The following is an 18,296-nucleotide window of genomic DNA, read 5'->3' on the forward strand; positions in this document are numbered from 1 at the left end:
ATCGTCAGGATACCGGATGCTTCGCCGGGTCCCAGCGCTGCACGGCGTCGAGGACGCCCTGCAGGTGCTTCCGCATCCGGGAGACGGCGAGAGCCACATCGCGGCGCTCGAGGGCCTCCAGGATCGCCAGGTGGCCCCGGTGGTCCGCCTCGCGCGAGCCGAAGATGTCGAGGATCATCAGCTGCTCGTGCGAGAACAGCTCGCGCAGCACGTCCAGCAGCTGCAGCAGCACGCTGTTCCCGGAGGCGACGGCGATCTGGCGGTGGAACGCCATGTTCACCTTGTTGAGGATGGCGTCGTCCTCGAGGTGCCGGCCCGCGGTGTCGAGCAGGCGCCGCATCTCCTTCAGGTGGCGCGCCGTCAGGTGCTCCACCGCCTCGGCCACGGACTGCATCTCCAGCGACATCCGCGAGCGCAGCAGGTCCGACAGCAGCTTGCGGGTCACGACCGGGGCGTACCCGGGACTCGAGACCAGCAGGGCGTCCTCCCGGCGGCTCACATACACGCCGGACCCGTGGCGGATCTCCACCACGCCGACCGCCTCGAGCTTGGTCAGGGCCTCGCGGACCGTGGGGTGCCCGACGCCGAAGCTCCGGGCCATCTCCATGATCGCGGGCAGGCGGTCGCCGAGTCCGTACCCGCCGTCCCGCACCATCTCCTTGATGCGGAGGGCGACCCGGTCGGCCAGGCTCTGCTTGGACATCGGCCGGAGCGTCCTCTTCGCCGTGATCATGATCTCTCCAGGTTCTGCGCTCGAGCGCCGTGGCGCCCCCGGCGCCGCAACTCGAGCCGCCCGCTAGGGGCCGGCCCCCGCGGCGCCCGCGGCCTCCATCACCGCGTCGAACGCCGGCTTGGGACGGCCGTCCCGCCCGAACAGCGTAGGATAGTTGGTCCGCCCGCGAACGGGCCAGTCGTTTCTCCACGAGTCGCGATCCGTGACGCCCCAGAACGTCACCCGGGCGACCCGCCCGCGGTGCCGCAGGAAGACGCCGAACAGCGCCGCGTAACGGCGGGCGAGCGCCTGCTGCACCGAGTCCGGCAGCGAATCGGGCCACGGGTCCAGCTCCGCCCGGGCCGCCGCACGGAGGCTCACGTCCGCCCCGGTCTGAGCGACGGCGCGCGGCAGCACGTCCACGTCCAGCTCGGTGATCAGGACCTTCACGCCCAGCGCGGCGAAGGCCGCGATCGTCGTGTCCACCGACTCCGGCGACGGCCAGTCGAGCCGGTCGTGCTCCTGCAGGCCGACCCCGGTGATCGGCACGCCCTCCGCCAGCAGCAGCCGCACCAGGGCCAGCACGCCCTGCCGCTTGGGGGCGTTCTCGAGCGCGTAGTCGTTGTAGACCAGCTGGGCGTCCGGATCCGCCTCGTGCGCGAACCGGAAGGCCATCGCGATGAAGTCGTCGCCGATGATGGTCTGCCACGGCGACCGCCGCAGCGTGCCGTCGTCCGCCACCGCCTCGTTCACGACGTCCCACCCGTTCACGCGCCCGCGGTAGCGCCCGACCACCGTCAGGATGTGGTCGCGCATCCGCGCGATCAGCGTGTCGCGGCTCACCGCTCGCCCGGCGGAGTCCTCGAACACCCAGCGCGGCGTCTGGTTGTGCCACACCAGCGTGTGTCCGACGACGAACATCCCGTGGCGCCTGCCGAAGGCCACGTAGCGGTCGGCGGCGTCGAAGTCGTAGACGCCGGGCCGGGGATGGACCGACTCCCACTTGAGGACGTTCTCCGGCGAGACGCTGCTGAACTGCGCCGCGACCAGGGCGGCCTCCGCGGAGTCCCGTCCGGAGAACTGGGCGTCGTTGAGGGCGGCGCCGACGAGGAACGCGCCGTGGTAGGCCGCGGCGAGGCTGGCCGGCGCGGCCACCGGGGCCGGGGGCCGCGGGGTGCAGCCGGCGGCGGCCACCAGCGCCGCCGCCCCCGCCGCGTGCGCGAGGCGCGAGCCCCTCACGCCGCCGCGCCCCCGGGTGCGTACGCCTTGCGCCGCGCGGCCAGCTCGTCCTGGATCCGGAGGTTCAGCTCCTTGCCGATCGGATAGAACAGCAGGCACGCCACCACCACCCCGAGGAACAGGGCGGGGTACACGCTCGCCGAGAGCCGGATGCCCAGCAGCGCGTGCGCCGTCTGCGACACGTTGGCCCGGTAGCCGTAGCCCGAGAGCAGCCAGCCCGCGATGGCCCCGCCGAGGCTCAGGCCCGCCTTGAGCGCGAACAGGATGGTCGCGAACACGATGCCGGTGATGCGGCGCCCCGTCGTCCACTCCGCGTAGTCGGCCACGTCCGCGAACATCGCCCAGATGAGCGGGATGGTGGGCGCGTAGCTGAGGGCGCGCACGTACTCGAGCAGGTAGGTGGCGCCGATCGCGTCGGCCGGCAGCAGGATGAACGCGGCCAGGAACAGGGTGGCCAGCGAGAAGCCCACGATCGCGACCGCCTTCTTCCCGAACCGGATGGCCAGGAAGGTGGAGGCCAGCACGCCGAGGATGGTCACCGCCTGGCTCGACATCTGGAACAGGCTGAAGCCCACCGACGAGACGTTGCTGTGGGTCTGGTTGACGATCAGGCCGAACGTGTCGAGCAGGTAGTGCCCCAGCCCGCCGCCGCCGGCGCCGCCGCCCAGGCCCAGGCGCGCCAGGAAGTCGTAGAGCCGGTCGGCGCTGACGTAGTACTTGAAGTAGTAGAACATCGTGCCGCCGCGCAGCGCCACGAACACGAAGTGCGTCAGGGTGAGCAAGAACATCGCGATCCAGGGACGGTTCTTCAGCAGGTTGCCGAAGTCCTCCCTCGGCGACGACCGCTGCTGCGGCGGCGGCTGGATGCGCTCGCGGGTGGTGAGGAACGTGATGACGAAGAACACCACGCACAGCACCGCCCACAGGCCGATGGTCAGCTGCCAGCCGCGCGCGTTGTCGCCGTGCCCGAGCTTCGCCACCAGCGTCAGGGTGAAGCCGCCGACGATGAGCTGGGCGAACATCGCCGCGAAGAACCGGTACGACGACAGCGCCGTGCGCTCGTTCACGTCGCCGGTCATCACGCCGGTCATCGCCGAGTAGGGCGTGTTGTTCGCCGAGTACAGGGTCATCAGCAGGATGTTGGTGACCGTGGCGTAGACCAGCGTGCGGGTGGCGTCGAAGTGCGGCACCGTGTAGGCCAGCACCAGGACCACGGCCCACGGCACGGCGGTCCACAGCACCCACGGCCGGAACTTGCCCCAGCGCGTGTTCGTGCGGTCGGCCAGGATGCCGATCATCGGGTCGAAGAACGCGTCCCACAGCCGCCCCACCAGCAGCAGCGTGCCGGCGGCCGCGGCGGCGATGCCCATCGTGTCGGTGTAGAAGTTCAGCTGGAAGAGAATCATCGTCATGAAGACGAAGTTCGCGGCCGCGTCTCCCAGGCTGTAGCCGGCCTTCTCCACGAACGAGAGCTTCTGGATGCGATCGGCCATGACGGGCTGTCGTCCCTTCCGCTACGCGCGCACCGTGAGCGTGAGGGTGTGCAGGTCCTCGTCCCGCGAGGAGGTGCCCACCATCACCGTGAATGCGCCGGGTTCCACCACCTCGCGCATCCGGACGTCGTGGAACGCCAGCGACGCCGGCCCGAGGTCGAAGCGGACCGTGGTGGTCTCCCCGGGCTGCAGGAACACCTTCCGGAAGCCCTTCAGCTCCTTCACCGGCCGGGTGACCGAGCTGACGCGGTCGCGCACGTACAGCTGCACGACCTCGTGGCCGGCCCGGCCGCCGGTGTTGGTCACCTCGGCGAGGACCCGGGTGGTGCCGCTCGGACGGATGGCGGAGCGGGTGAGGCGGACGCGCTCGACGGCGAAGGTGGTGTAGCTCAGGCCGAAGCCGAACGGCCAGAGCGGCGTGACGTCGTCGAGCAGGTACCCGCGGCGCGCCGACGGCTTGTAGTTGTAGAAGGCCGGGAGGTGGCCGGCCGACCGCGGGAACGTGATCGGCAGCTTGCCGCCCGGGTTGACGCTCCCGAACAGCACGTCCGCCACCGCCGTGCCGCCCTCCTGCCCGAGGTACCAGCACTCGAGGATCGCGGGCACGTGCGCCGCGATCCAGCGCACCGACGCGGGCCGGCCGTTGAACAGGACGACCACCACCGGCCGGCCGGTCGCGACCAGCGCCTCGGCCAGCTCCTGCTGCCGCCCCACCAGGTCGAGGCTCGCGCGGTCGCCCAGGTGCTTCTTCCCCCAGCCCTCGCGGGAGGTCTGCTCGTTGTCGCCGATCACCAGGACCACGGCGTCGGCGCCCTTCGCGACCTCGACCGCCTCCGCGATCTGACGCCGGTCCTCGGCGGGGTCGCTCGGCGTCACCACGTCCTCGGTCCACGAGCCGCCGATGGTGATCTTGCAGCCCTCGGCGTAGCGCACGTCCACCCGGTCGCCCACGGCGGCCCTGATCCCGTCGAGCACCGTGACGACCCGCTTGGGGGTCCCGCTGTAGCCGCCGAGCATCGGCCGGTGCGCGTTGGGGCCGATCACCGCGAGCGTACGGAGCCGCGCCGGGTCCAGCGGCAACAGGCCTGCCTCGTTCCTGAGCAGGGTGATGGTCTCGCGCGCGACCCGGAGCGCGAGCACGCGGTGCGCCTCGCACCCCACCACCCGCTCGGCCTCGTCGGGGTCCACGTAGGGGTCGTCGAACAGCCCGAGGCGGAACTTGGCGTGCAGCATCGGCGCGACCAGCTCGTCCAGCTCGGACTCCTTGAGCCTGCGCTCGCGCACCAGCTCCACCAGGTGCCGGTAGCAGTCGGGCTCGGGCAGCTCGATGTTGACGCCGGCGCGCACCGCCAGGAGCGCCGCCTCCTTCTTGTCGCGGGCGACGTGGTGGCCGTGGGTGTCCGGGCGGTCGGCCATCTCCCAGATCGCGTAGTAGTCGGAGACGGTGAAGCCCTCGAATCCCCACTCGCCGCGGAGCACGTCCCGCAGCAGCCAGCGGTTGGCGTGGGAGGGCACGCCGTCCACTTCGTTGTAGGAGGGCATCAGGCTGAGCGCGCCGGCCTCGGTGACGCAGGCGCGGAACGAGGGCAGGATGACGTCGCGCAGCGTGTGCGGCGAGACCTCGGCCGGCGCACAGTTCAGGCCCGACTCGGGCGCGCCGTGGGCCGCGAAGTGCTTGAGCGTCGCGATCACGCGGCTCGTGCGGGCCCTGCCCCGGAACGAGGCGTCGCCCTGGAAACCGCGCACCGCGGCGCTGCCCATCCGGGACACGAGGTACGGGTCCTCGCCGAAGGTCTCCTCGACGCGCCCCCAGCGCGGATCGCGCGCCACGTCCACCACCGGTGTCAGCGCCTGGTGGGTGCCGCGCACCCGCGCCTCGAGCGCGGTCATCGTGTACAGCGCCTCGACCAGCTCCGGGTCGAACGTCGCCGCGAGCCCGATCGGTTGGCAGAAGCTGGTGGCGTCCTTCGCGGCGTGCCCGTGCAGGCACTCCTCGTGGAAGATGACGGGGATGCCGAGCCGGCTGTGCTCGAGGAAGAAGCGCTGGATGGCGTTGGTCAGCTCGGCGTTGCGGCGCGCGTCGAGGCCCGGCGGCCCGCCGGCGTCGCTCGGCCGGCCCACCTGGCCGAGGCCGTGGCCGTCCGCGAAGGCCGCGGCGGCCTTGGCCGGATCGAAGTCGCCGGCACGGTTCACCAGCATCTCGGCCTTGCCGTTCCAGACGCCGACCATCTGGGCGGCCTTCTCCTCGAGCGTCATGCGGGAGAGCAGGTCGCGCACTCGCCGCTCGATGGGGGCCGTCCGGTCGCGGTAGCGCGGCGCCGGCGCCGCGCGCCGGGGCCGGAGACGCTCCGGCTGCGACAACGTCGTCGCAGCCGGAGGTGTCGTCTTGCGGTCAGACACCGGTCAACCGGTGGCTGAGGTGATCCGCGGGGTCAGTACCCCGGGTTCTGCGGGAACGCCGACACGCCGCCGGCCGTGTTGTCGATCTGGGTCTGCGGGACCGGCCGCAGGTCGTGCTTCGCCGCGTTGAAGAAGCCGCCGTGCGCGGGCGAGGCCTCGAAGTTGTCGTCCGGGATGCGGTGCCACAGGCCGGTGCGGGCGAGGTCGAACCAGCGCTGGTACTCGCCGATCAGCTCGCGCCCGCGCTCGTCCAGGATCCACTCGAGATCGATCGTGGCCGGCATGTGCGTCGCATCCATGATCAGGATCTTGTTGGCGTTCTCCGTGGCCGCCGAGCAGCCGTGGCTGATCTGGCAGTCCGCGGCACGCAGCCGCACCGGCGTGACTTCCGTCAGGATCGCTCCCTGAGTGCCCGTGCAGGTTGCATTGCCGTACGCGGCCGCGCAGGCGGCCTCGGCCGCGATCAGGTAGACGTCAGCGAGGCGCAGGACCGGAATGTCCCGGCCGCCGTCCTGGTTGTTGAAGTCCGGCCGCTGATCGTCCTGCAGCTTCTTGATCGTCGGGTAGCGGAACCAGTCGTACTGACCGATCACGGTTTGGACCGGACACGGTTCCGCGGCACATGGCTCGACGACCGCGTACTTCCGCGCCTGGCGGCTGGTCTGCGAGCAGGCTCCATTGGCACCCGTGCAGGAGGCGGCGCCGTCGAGGACGTACCCCGGCTGGAACATCGCCGTGTCACCGAGGGCGAAGGCCTGGCCGTTGGTGCAGGCGGTGCCGCCGAACGTCGGCAGGAACGAGCAGTTGTTCGCCGCCACGCTGTAACCGGCCAACCGGCCGGCGCCCTGGGTCTGGTAGCAGGCGCCGGTGGTCGTGGCGTTGGCGTACCAGACGCTCTGGAACGTGCCGTCATAGCGGCTGTCGAGCACGGTCGCGTGCGTCGAATCCGTCCAGCGTTGCCACAGGTTCCGGGCATACAACGTGGGGCGGCCGCGGCGGAACGCACGGCCGTTGTTGCAGTCGCGCTCCATGCCCTGACGATCGTCGTAGAACGAGAGCCAGTACACGAAGTCCGTGTTGCCGTTGCCGATCGCGTATTGGCCGGCCACCGCCGAGAACTGGACCGACCAGATCAGCTCCGAGTTGTTCTCGCTGCCGGGAAGGTTGCAGTACGACCCCGGTCCGCGAGCGCCCATCCGGGTGCAGAAGTTGTCCTCGTAGACCGGCAGCAGCGAGTACGTGCCGCTGGCGATCACGCTGTCGGCCTCGGCCTTCGCCCCGGCGAAGTCGGTCGCGGACGTCGCACCCGCCTCGCGCAGGAACGCGGGGGGACTGGTCAGGAACTGGACGACGCCACTGGCCTGCTCGTACGGGTACGGATGGTACGCGCGGGTCAGCAGGACCTTCGCCAGGAGCGCCTGGGCCGCGCCCTTCGTCGCCCGGCCCTGGTTGTTCTGCACGGCCGGAAGCGCGGCGATGGCGTCCCTGAGGTCCTGGACGATCAGCAGGTAGATCGAGTCCACGGGCGAGCGGTGTGCCGAGGTGAGCACGCCCTGGGACTCGAGCGTGGAGAGCGGCGCGGCCCCGTACATCCGGACGACCATGAAGTAATCCAGGGCCCGGAGGAACTTCGCCTCGCCGACGCGCGTCGCCTTCGTCACGGGATCCATGTCGGTGACGGCCGGAGCCCGGTTGATCACCGCGTTGGAGCTGTTGATGGCGCGGTAGAAGGCGACCCACGGGTACTGGAAGATCGGTTCGGCGGCGTTCAGCCCGCCGGCGTAGGTGTCGATGTACTTGTAGTTGGGCTGGTCGCCGGTGGTCCCGAGGTCGGTGCCGTATTCGGTCGTGGTCAGGGCCTCCTCGCGTCCCCAGAACCCGCGCTGCAGCGAGTAGTCGCCCATCACGGCGGCGTCCAGGCCCGCGCCCGACGCGAAGTACTGGGTGGTGACGTTCCCGACCAGTCTCTCTTTGAGATCCACACAGGCGGTGAGTCCCGCGAGAGCCAGTCCCAGGAGGATGTATGTCTGTTTCTTCATGGTCAGCCTCGGTTCAGGTGGTCTCGCGCTAGAAGCCCAGGGTCGCGCCGACGAGCACGGTGCGGTAGCTCGGCGGACCGTTGGCGCTGCCGTTCTCGGGATCGTACCCGTAGTAGCTGGTGAACACCCACGGATCCTGGGCCTCGACGTAGACCCGCATGGAGCTGATGCCCCGCACGTGCCGCACCAGCGACTTGGGCAGCGCGTACCCGAGGGTGATGTTGCGCACCCGCCAGTGCGTCCCGATCCGGTAGCCCGGCGCGGCATAGGCGCCGCCGTTGCCGGCGTCGTCGAACGTCGGCTGCTGACGCCCGGCGCTGGGGGACCACCACACGTTGCAGTTCGGGATGGCGGCCTGCTGCGCCCCCGTGATGCCCGGCGGGGGATCGTACTTCGTCGGGTCCGGGCCGCCGTCGCACCGCTCGGGCGTCCAGTACTGGACGTTCAGGTCGTTGTAGCGGTCGAACAGGTTCTGGCCGATCCTGAACCCGTCCCGGAAGGTGTAGCCGATGCGCCCCTGGAGCAGGAACGAGAGGTCGAACGCGCCCCAGGTGACGCGGTTGTAGACGCTGGCGATCAGCCGCGGGTACGTGTTGCCCGTGATCACCCGGTCGAACCCGTCGATCTTGCCGTCGCCGTTGAGGTCGGCGACCCGGATGTCGCCCGGCTTCTCCCCGTACTGCCGGGCGAGCGCGGAGTCGGCGAGCTGCCAGATGCCGATCATCTTGACGTCGTAGTAGACCTGGTGCAGCGGATCGCCGGACGCGATCGTGCCCAGGCTCACCGGCTGGCCGATGAACCAGCGGTCGGCGACGTCGTCGCCGACGCCGCCCGTGAGGCTGATGATGTAGTTCTGGTTGTGCGAGAAGCTGAAGTCCGTCGTCCACCGCGGGCCGTTGTGCTCCCCGGTCAGGTTGACGGTCGTGAAGGTCAGCTCCCAGCCGGCGTTCCCCGTCTTCCCGATGTTCTGGAGCGTCGAGGTGAAGCCGGTGGAGGCGGGCAGCGACCGCGTGAGCAGCAGGTCGCTGGTCTTCTCCCGGTAGATGTCGAACGTGCCGCTCACCCGGTTGTTCAGGATGCCGAAGTCGGTGCCGAAATCGAACTGGGTCGTCTTCTCCCACACGAGGTTCGGATTCGGGATCGAGCCCGGCACGTACCCGTTGGCGGTCGCGCTGCCGAAGTTGTAGAAGGTCTGGCTCAGGCTGCCTTCGGTCTGGTACGGGTTGATGGACGAGTTCCCGGTCTTGCCGAGGCTGGCCCGCAGTTTCAGGCCGGAGATCAGGTCCGAGGCGATGGGCAACCGCTTCATGAACGGCTCGTCGCCGATCTGCCAGCTCACGCCGGCCGACGGGAAGAACGCGAACTGGTGCCCGGGCGCCAGGACGCTGGCGCCGTCCTCACGCCCCGTCACCGTGAAGCTGTACCGGTTCTTGAACGTGTAGTTGACGCGCCCCATCCACGAGCGGGTCGCCGTCGTGCTGTAGCTGCTGACCGGCGGCTGCGGCGCCGAGCCCGTGCCGAGGTTGTACCAGAGCTGATAGTCGTAGGGCAGAGTCTTGGCGGACGCGGAGTCGGACTGGAAGCGGGTGGTGGTGATGCTGTACAGCCCGGTCGCGTCCACCTTGTGGTTTTCGTGGGCCCAGTTCCACGTCACGATGTTGTCCAGCGTGAGGCGGAAGTTCTCCCGGGCCGCGAGCCCCGCCTGGGCGTTGCCGACCGGGTTGCCACCGTTGACCGTCGTGTTCGCACCCTGGAACTGGCCGTCGCTGAAGTTCTGGAGGTCAGGTCCGAAATTGAGGCGGTAGCCGAACCCGGCGGGCAGCGTCAGCTCGGCGAACAGCGAGCCGAACAACCGGTCGGTGATGTCCTGGCGGATGAAGGCCTGCTCCTCGCGCAGCGGATTCACCCGCAGCGGATCGCCCGTGGGCAGCTGATTCAGGGTGCAGACGCTGCACAGCGTGCCGTACGGCGTCCCGGCGCTGTCGTAGGGCGCGCCGAGGGAGCTGTTGGCGAGCGCCTCGCTCCAGACCGAATTGTCGCCGCCGATGTCCGCCACCGAGCGCGATCCGGTGGCCGTGGCGCCGAGCCGCAGGCGCCCGAAGGTGTTCTCGAAGCTGATCGTGCCGGCGTACTGCTTGTACCCCTGCCCGACCGTGATGCCGGTCTGGTTGAGGTACGTGCCCGACAGCGACAGCCGCGCGTTGCCCGACACCGAGTTGTAGCTCAGGCGGTGCTGCTGCTGGCTGCCGTTGCGGTAGATCGCCCGCTGCCAGTCCGTCCCCGTGACGCATCCCGGATGCAGGGCCTGCCACGTGGTCGTGCCGGCCGCCGTCGTGTCGGGCAGGCCGGTGACGGGGTTGGTCTTCACGTTCAGGGCGCAGTAGGCGACCAGCTTGTTGTCGTACGCCCACGTGGCGGTCTGGTTGGCCAGGCGCGCCGCGTCGATCCGCTCCTGCGCGAGCTGTGGGCCGTTCATCAGGTCCACGAAGTGCAGGGCCGAGGAGCCGCCGTACTGGAAGTCGTAGCTGATGCTCGAGGTGCCGCCGCCCGCCCCCGCCTCGCCGCGGTTCGTCGTGATCAGGATCACGCCGTTCGCGCCGCGCGAGCCGTAGGGCGCCGTCGCCGAGGCGTCCTTCAGCACCTCGATCGAGGCGATCTGGGCGGGGTTGAAGTCCTCGATCCCGCCCCCCACCAGCGGCACGCCGTCGATCACGTACAGCGGCTGGTTGTTCGCCGTGATGGACCGGACGCCGCGGATGGTGACGTTCATCGCCGCCCCGGGGCGGTACCCGCTGCTCACGACGTCCACGCCCGCCACGCGCGCCTGCAGCAGCTGCGCCGGGTTGGGCAGCGGAACGTCTCGCAGCTCGGTGAGGTTCAGCTGCGCGATGGAGCCCGTCAGCTCGCGCCGCTCCTGCTCGCCGTAGGCGGTCGCGACGATGCCCTCGAGCTGCACCGGCGCCGAGACCATCTGGAAGTTCAGGGTGTCGGTCTGGTCACGCGCGACGGTGACACTCTGCGTCAGGGGCGCATAGCCCAGATACCGCGACCGCACCTGCCGCGCGCCGGCGGGCACCTGCTCGATCAGATACACACCCGAGGCGTTGGTGAAGACGGTACGGTTGGTGCCGATGACGGCGACGCTCGCCCCCGCGAGCGCCCGCCCGTCCTCGGCCGCCGTCACGGTGCCGGTGAGCCGACCGACGTTCTGCGCACTGGCGTTGGCCCCCACGCTCAGAGCGGCTAGGACCAGTATCCATTGTCTCATCTAGGGACCCTCCCGAGGGACGTCACGATGGGAGATGGCGCGCGCCGCGTCCGGCTCCGCCGCCACGGCCCGGCCACCACCCGGTCACGCACAATCCGGATAGCGCCAGTTATCGGGTGATAAGATCACCATACGGGCCATCATACTACGCGCCACCAGGCCGCTGTCAAGAAATCTCCGGAGCGGCCCGGTCCCCGCTGCCCCGGGAAGCCCGACGGGACGGGTCGGGTTACGGCGCGACGCCGCGCCGGCCCACACGAACCGCGGCACGGCGCGGCGAAGCTCAGCGCACCCCCAGCAGCAGCTCGGTCGTGAGCTGGTCGAGCCGCTCGTAGGCGTAGCCGCGGGCGCGCAGCGTCGGAAGGTCGAACCGCTCGGCCTTGAGCGCGGCTGCCCGCTCCGGGCTGAAGGCCGTCCGGCCCGCGCCCGCCGCGCCGCGGGTCCGCAGCTCGCCCAGCAGCTGCTGGATCTCGGCGTCCTTCGCGAACCGCTCCGCCTTGTCCTTGAGGATCAGGTAGGTGCGCATCGAGCCCAGGGCGAAGTCCCACACCCCGGCCTCGTCCTCGGTCCGGTAGGCGTGGCTGTCGAAGTGCCGCATCCCGGGCCAGCGCGCGTCCTCGAGCAGCTTCACCAGGAAGAACGCGGCGCGCGGATCGTCGCTGCCGAACCGCAGGTCCTGGTCGAAGCGGCCCGGCTTCTGTCCGTTGAGGTCGATGTGGAACAGCTTGCCCGCCTCGAGCGCCTGCGCCACGCCGTGCGAGAAGTCGAGCCCCGCCATCTGCTCGTGCGCCACCTCCGGATTGAGCCCCACCATCTCGGGGTGGTCGAGCGTGTAGAGGAACGCCAGCATGTGGCCGGTGGTGGGCAGGTAGATGTCGCCCCGCGGCTCGTTCGGCTTCGCCTCGAGCGCGAACCGGAGCGCGTACTTCTGCGAGCGGGCGTAGTCGCACAGGAAGTTGAGCGCCTCGCGGAACCACTTCAGCGCCGTGCCCGGGTCCTTGGCCGCATTGGTCTCGCTGCCCTCGCGGCCGCCCCAGAACACGTAGGTCTCCGCACCGAGCTCCACGCCGAGGTCCATCGCGGCCATGGTCTTCTGCAACGCGTAGGCGCGCACCTTCGCGTCGTTGCTGGTGAAGGCACCGTCGCGGAACACCGGGTCGCCGAACAGGTTGGTGGTCGCCATCGGGACCTTCATGCCGCTCGCCGCGAGCGCGGCCTTGAACTCGCGCACGATCCGGTCCCGGTCGGCCGCCGTCGCGCCCTGCGGCACCAGGTCGTTGTCGTGCAGGTTGACGCCGTAGGCGCCGAGCTCCGCCAGCTGCTCCACGATGCGCACCGGCGCCAGCGGTGCGCGTACCGGGTCGCCGAACGGATCGCGCCCCGTGTTGCCCACCGTCCACAGGCCGAACGTGAAGTGGTGCTCGGGGCGGGGTGTGAACGCGTCCTGCGGGGCCTTCGGACTCATGGCGTCTCCTCGATGGCGGGGCAGCGCGGCTTGTGGACGTCGGCCGGGCAGCCGAGCCGCTGGTAGAACTCCAGGGGATGCCGGGGCGGCTCGTACCCCGGCGGGATCGGCAGATCGGAGAAGCGTTGCCACCAGCTCACCGAGGCGTCGCGCCACCAGCGCGCCTCGGCCGCCTGGATCCCGAGGTACGTGCGCACGGAATCGAACCGCTCGGTGTCCAGCCGCCCCGCCAGCGAGTCCCAGGTGGCCTGCATCCAGCGGACGGTGTCGATCCCCATCTGGTAGTGGCGCAGCAGCTCCTCCCACAGCGTGCGGCCGGAGCGCAGCCGCGCCGTCCACGGCACGTGGTGGAACCAGAGCAGCAGATTCTCCGGCACCGAGTCGAGGCTGGCGAACCGCTGCCGGAGCGGCGGGAAGTACTGCCGCACGGCGTTGCTGCCCGCCGGCGTGCGGTCGAAGCCCACGCCCGCGCTGTCGGCGCGCGCGAAGTACACCGGCATCCAGTCGGGGCGGCCGCCGGAGACCCACGGCCCGGGTCCGTAGTGGTGCTCGTAGGCCATCTGGTGGGCGAGCCCGAGCGGGGTCATGTAGTTCACCACCGCCTCGCGCGAGGCGAGCATCATCGCGGTGACCGGCCGCACGACGGCCGTGTCGTTCGAGAAGGTCGCGCGGACCCACTCCTCCGCGACGGCCGCCGCCGAGAGGCCGGGGTCCCAGGCCAGGCGGCCGAGCGCGTACCAGTTCGCCTGGTTGAAGATCGAGCCGCACCAGTTCCGGTCGGCGCCGACGTTCGCCACCCCGGCGACCCCCGTGAGCCGGTGGGAGAACAGCGAGCCGTCCACCACCCGGGCCACCGTGGAGCCCGGGCCGCGCGCGTACGTGTCGGCGTCCAGGACCTCCCGCCACATCGTGCCGAGGTACGCCAGGTGCGTGTCCTGGCCGAGGTACTCCTTGGTGACCTGCAGCTCGAGCATCAGGGGCGTGCGGGGCATCGCGCCGAACAGCGGATGGAACGGCTCGCGCGGCTGGAAGTCGAGCGGGCCGTTCTTCACCTGGATCAGGACGTTGGGGCGGAACTTCCCGTCGAGCGGCACGAACTCGTCGTACGCCTGCATCACCCGGTCGGTCGGCACCGCGCTGCTGTAGACGAACGCGCGCCAGATCACCACGCCGCCGTGGGGAGCGAGCGCGGCGGCGAGCAGGTTCGCCCCGTCGGCGTGCGACCGGTGGTAGTCCTGCGGGCCGGGCTCGCCCTCCGAGTTGGCCTTGACCAGGAAGCCGCCGAAGTCGGGTATCACCCGGTAGATCTCGTCCGCCTTCGCCCTCCACCACGCCTGCACCGCGGTGTCGAGCGGGTCCGCCGTGCCGAGCCCGCCGATGTCCACCGGGGCGCTGAACCGCGCCGCGAGGAACACCCGGATCCCGTAGGGCCGGAAGACGCCGGCCAGGGCGGCCGTCTTGGCCAGGTACGCCGCGGTGAGGAAGCGGGGGTCGCCGTTGACGTTGTTCAGCGCCACCGCGTTGATGCCGATCGAGGCGTCGGCCCGCGCGTAATCGCGGTAGCGCGGCGTCAGGTACTCGGGGAGGCTGTTCCACGCCCACAGCGACGCGCCCGCGTAGCCGCGCGTCACCGACCCGTCGGCGTTGTCCCAGTGGTCGAGCATCCTGAGGCGGACCCGGGGCGCGGCGACGACGGCGAGGTGCTCGAGCGACTGGTGGGTCTGGATCAGCCGCAGCAGCTGGAACGCGCCGTACAGCGCGCCGACGTCGCGGTTGGCGGCGATCACGATGACGGGCCGCGCCCCCAGGTGTACGGCCCGGAGCACGTAGCCCTCGTCCCCGGCGCGGGCGAGATCCGCGTCCAGCCGGAGGGAGGCGATCGCCGGCGAGCCGGCCGGCGTGCCCACCAGGACGGTGCCGTCGCCGGAGACGGTGCGCGCCGGGCGCACCGGCCTCCCGAGCAGGCCTCCGAGCCCGCGCGTCAACTCGTTCCGCGCCGCGCGCAGGGTGGGGGAGTCGCCGGCCACGACCAGCGCGGTGAGGTCGCGCCGGTACTCGCCGAGACGCGCGGTGTCGTCCACCACGCGGTAGCGCAGCCACAGCTCGTAGCCGTCCTCGGCGCTCGGGCGCGGGCCGGTGCTCGCCAGCAGGGCGCAGGCCAGGATGACGGGGAGCCAGCGCGCGGGTCCGCGCATCGGCGCGTTCCTCAGCCGGCCAGCGCGGGGATGCGGGCGTCGTCGGGATCCGCCCAGCGCTGATTGGGGAGGAGGGGCGCCCAGCCCGGGCGCAGGGGGTCCCGGTCGTAGGGGTAGGGGCCGAGGCGACGGAACAGCTCGTGGTACTCGGCCAGCTTGTCGCGGTCGAGCGTGACGCCGAGGCCGGGCGCGCTGGGCACCGCGATGGCGCCGCCCCGGTAGCGCAGCTTGCCGCCCGCGATCACGTCGTCCTTGAGGTGGTGGTAGTGCGCGTCCGCGGCGAAGCCGAGGTTCGGCAGCACGGCGCCCAGGTGCAGCATCGTGGCGAGCTGGATGCCGAGCTCGCCCGAGGAGTGGACGCCGACGCCGAACTGGAAGGCCTCGCAGATGCCCGCGGCCTTCACGCAGGCGCGGATGCCGCCCCAGAACGTCGTGTCCAGGAGGATCACGTCCACGGCGGGATCGCGCACGTTGGCCGCCAGCTGCTCGAAGCCGACGATCACCGTGTTGGTCGCGAGGGGCATGCGCGCCTGCTGCCGGGTGCGGCGCATGCCGTCCATCCCGTACACCGGGTCCTCGAGGTAGTCGTTCGCGATGGTCTCGATCGCGCGGGCGAACCGGACCGCCTGCTCCGCCGACCACACGCCGTTGGGGTCGAAGCGCAGGGTGTCGCCGGGCAGGGCCTCGGCCACGGCGCGATAGCACGCCAGCTCGTAGTCGGGCGGGAAGACGCCGCCCTTGAGCTTGTGGGTGGCGAACCCGTGCTGCTGCTTCAGCGCCAGCGCCTCGGCCACCAGCTGGTCCGGGGTGCGAACCTCGCCGCCGCCGTCGGCCGCGTTGGCGTAGCGGAAGAACAGGTAGGAGGCGAACCGCACCTCGTCGCGCACCCGCCCGCCGAGGATGTCGCTGACCGGCGCGCCCCACTTCTGGCCCAGCAGGTCGAGGCACGCGAACTCGATCGCGGCCATGAGCTGGGTGCGGTTGTTGTACAGCGAGGCGGTCGGGTTGGCGATCTGGAAGCGCAGCTCCTCGAGGCCGGCCGGGTCGCGCCCCACCAGGTAGGGCTTGAGGCCCAGGACCGCGGCGGTCGCGCTCTCCCCGCCGCCGCCCAGCTCGCCGAGGCCGATCCGGCCGTCGTCGCTCTCGACCTCGACGATGGTCCGGACGAACCGTCCCCAGTGGCAGCCGTTGGCGTGGCGCAGGGGCGCCTGGAGGGGGACGGTGACCGGGGTGGCCCGGATGTCGGCGATCTTCATCGTTCGCTCATGCGCTCGGTCCGCGGGGCGGGGCGCCCCGGCGGGCAGTGATCAGCTGATCTTATCACCTGCCGCCGCCAAGGTGCCGCGCCGCCGGCGGGGTGTCAAGCGGCCGACAGCCGCGCCGGCTCCATGCGCGGCACCAGCAGGTGCATCACGCCCAGCGCGGCGAGGTAGAGGAACCCGAGCACGGCGAACACGGGCGCGTAGTTGCCGTGCGTCAGCTCGAGGATGGCGCCGGTCGCGCGCTGGAAGACGAACGACGCGGCCATCCCGGCGAACCCCGCGAGGCTCGCCGCCGAGGCCACGACGGCGCGAGGGAAGAGGTCGCTGGGGAGCGTCAGGAGATTGGTCGACCACCACTGGTGCGCCGTGGCCGCCAGGCTCACGATGGCCACGGCCATCCACAGGCTGCCGGCGCGCGGCGCCACCATGGTGGGCACGATGGCGAGGGCGGCGACCAGCATGGCCAGCTTGCGTCCCCGGTTGACCGTCCAGCCGCGCTTGATGAGGGAGCCGGACGCCCACCCGCCCGCGAGCGAGCCGGCGCTGGCAGCGGAGTAGATGACGATCAGCGGAAGGGGGAGGCCGAGCAGCTGCACGCCGAAGCGCGTGTCGAGGAACTTGGGGAGCCAGAACAGATAGAAGAACCAGACGGGGTCGGTCATCGCCTTGCCGACGATCAGCGCCCAGGTCTGGCGACGCCCCAGCAGCGAGCGCCACGGGAGGGCGGTCGTCGGGTCGGCGGGGTCGCTCCGGATGTAGGCCAGCTCCGCCGGCCTGAGGCGGGGATGGCGGGCCGGCTCGTGATAGACGGCCAGCCACCAGGTGAGCCAGATCAGGTCGAGCGTGCCCGTGGCGACGAACGCCCACCGCCAGCCGAGGCTGACGGTGATCCACGGCACGAAGGCCACCGCGACCACCACCGCGACGTTGGGCCCTGCGTTGAAGAGCCCGGTCGCCAGGGCACGCTCCTTCTTGGGAAACCACTCGGCCACCGCCCGCTGCGCGCCCGGGAAGTTCCCCGACTCGCCGAGGCCGAGCACGGCGCGGACCACCGAGAAGCCGGTGACGGTGCGCACCAGCGCGTGCGCCAGGGACGCCAGGCTCCAGGTTCCCACGGCCAGGGTGATGCCGCGCCGCACGCCGATCCGGTCCATGAGCCGGCCCATGAGCAGCATGCCGATGCCGTAGGCGGCGGTGAAGGTCGAGACGATCTTCGAGTAGTCCGTCTCGCTCCAGTGCAGCTCCCGGGTCAGCGTCGGCGCGAGGAGCCCGAGGACCTGGCGGTCGACGTAGTTGACCGTCATCGCGCCGAACAGCAGCGCCGCGATGGTCCAGCGGTACCCCAGGCCGGACGGCGCCGCCGCGCCGCCCGCGTCCGGTCCGGTCGTTCCGTCAGCGCTGTACCCGGCCACTGGCGTCTCCCTCGAGGAGTGTCTCGATCTCGGCCACGGTCGCCCGGTTGAAGTCGCCCGGCACGGAGTGCTTGAGGCACCCGGCCGCGGCCGCGAACTCCAGCGCCCGCTGGTCGTCGCCGGACGTCAGCAGTCCATAGATCAGGCCCGCGGCGAAGGCGTCGCCGCTTCCGACGCGATCGACGATGTTCGGGATGTCGTAGCGGCGGCTCACCAGGAAGCGCCGGCGGTCGTGCAGGCAGGCGCTCCAGCCGTTGTGGTCGGCGCCGCGGCTCTCGCGGAGCGTGATGACCTGCTTCTCCAGGTTGGGGAACGCCGCGAGCACGCGCTCGGCCAGCGTGCGCACCCGGGCCTCGTCGAGCCGGCCGCCGGCCACGTCCAGCTCGGTCTCGATGCCGAGCGCCTGCTGGCAGTCCTCTTCGTTGGCGATCCCCACCTGCACGTGCGTCACCAGCTCGCGCATCACCTCGGGCGCGCGCTTCCCCCAGCGCCACAGGTTGGCGCGGTAGTTGTAGTCGCACGAGACGGTCACGCCGCGCGCGCGCGCCTCCCGCACCGCCGCGAGCGCCAGCCCGGCCGCCGTGGCGCTCAGGGCCGGCGTGATGCCGCTCAGGTGGAACCAGGCGGCGCCCGCGAAGACCTCGCCCCACGCGAAGTCGCCCGGCGCGGCCTCGGCCATCGCGGAGCCCGCGCGGTCGTAGACCACCCGGCTCGGCCGCTGCGCGGCGCCGGCCTCCAGGTAGTAGATCCCCACTCGCGCGCCGGCGCGCCGCACCAGCCGGGTGTCCACGCCGAACCGGCGCAGCTCGGC

Annotated in this window: 11 protein-coding genes; all 11 read right to left on the minus strand. The window is 71.2% G+C overall.

Annotation, left to right across the window (positions count from 1 at the left end; translation table 11 throughout):
* Positions 1 to 4 precede the first annotated feature (4 nt).
* Positions 5 to 733 (minus strand): FadR/GntR family transcriptional regulator, encoded by a 729-nt coding sequence (locus tag VMF70_07690; GenBank protein ID HTT67893.1) that lies wholly within the window; start codon positions 731 to 733, stop codon positions 5 to 7.
* Positions 734 to 796: 63 nt separating this feature from the next.
* On the minus strand, positions 797 to 1,951 hold the full coding sequence (locus tag VMF70_07695) for an endo-1,4-beta-xylanase (protein HTT67894.1): 1,155 nt from the start codon (positions 1,949 to 1,951) through the stop codon (positions 797 to 799).
* Positions 1,948 to 3,444 (minus strand): MFS transporter, encoded by a 1,497-nt coding sequence (locus VMF70_07700; GenBank protein HTT67895.1) that lies wholly within the window; start codon positions 3,442 to 3,444, stop codon positions 1,948 to 1,950. The genes VMF70_07695 and VMF70_07700 overlap by 4 nt, the downstream gene beginning before the upstream one ends.
* A 21-nt stretch (positions 3,445 to 3,465) precedes the next feature.
* Positions 3,466 to 5,844, minus strand: a complete 2,379-nt coding sequence (locus tag VMF70_07705) for a glycoside hydrolase family 3 N-terminal domain-containing protein (protein HTT67896.1) — start codon at positions 5,842 to 5,844, stop codon at positions 3,466 to 3,468.
* 32 nt (positions 5,845 to 5,876) lie between these two features.
* Positions 5,877 to 7,883, minus strand: a complete 2,007-nt coding sequence (locus VMF70_07710; protein ID HTT67897.1) for a RagB/SusD family nutrient uptake outer membrane protein — start codon at positions 7,881 to 7,883, stop codon at positions 5,877 to 5,879.
* A gap of 28 nt (positions 7,884 to 7,911) precedes the next feature.
* Positions 7,912 to 11,151: a SusC/RagA family TonB-linked outer membrane protein gene (locus tag VMF70_07715; protein HTT67898.1), complete on the minus strand. Its 3,240-nt coding sequence runs from the start codon at positions 11,149 to 11,151 to the stop codon at positions 7,912 to 7,914.
* A gap of 283 nt (positions 11,152 to 11,434) precedes the next feature.
* Positions 11,435 to 12,616 carry a xylose isomerase gene (gene xylA, locus VMF70_07720; GenBank protein HTT67899.1) on the minus strand — a complete coding sequence of 394 codons (1,182 nt, stop codon included), beginning with the start codon at positions 12,614 to 12,616 and terminating at the stop codon, positions 11,435 to 11,437.
* The gene (locus tag VMF70_07725) at positions 12,613 to 14,811 is read right to left on the minus strand and encodes an alpha-glucuronidase family glycosyl hydrolase (GenBank protein ID HTT67900.1); all 2,199 of its coding nucleotides are present in this window, start codon (positions 14,809 to 14,811) and stop codon (positions 12,613 to 12,615) included. Before VMF70_07725 ends, xylA begins: the two co-directional genes overlap by 4 nt.
* An 11-nt stretch (positions 14,812 to 14,822) precedes the next feature.
* On the minus strand, positions 14,823 to 16,067 hold the full coding sequence (locus tag VMF70_07730; protein HTT67901.1) for an enolase C-terminal domain-like protein: 1,245 nt from the start codon (positions 16,065 to 16,067) through the stop codon (positions 14,823 to 14,825).
* Positions 16,068 to 16,171: 104 nt separating this feature from the next.
* On the minus strand, positions 16,172 to 17,485 hold the full coding sequence (locus VMF70_07735; GenBank protein HTT67902.1) for an MFS transporter: 1,314 nt from the start codon (positions 17,483 to 17,485) through the stop codon (positions 16,172 to 16,174).
* Positions 17,466 to 18,296 (minus strand): sugar kinase (locus tag VMF70_07740; GenBank protein HTT67903.1); only part of this gene is annotated, 831 nt, incomplete at its 5' end. The genes VMF70_07735 and VMF70_07740, both read right to left, overlap by 20 nt.

The organism is Gemmatimonadales bacterium, assembly GCA_035502185.1.
GTDB lineage: Bacteria > Gemmatimonadota > Gemmatimonadetes > Gemmatimonadales > JACORV01 > Fen-1245.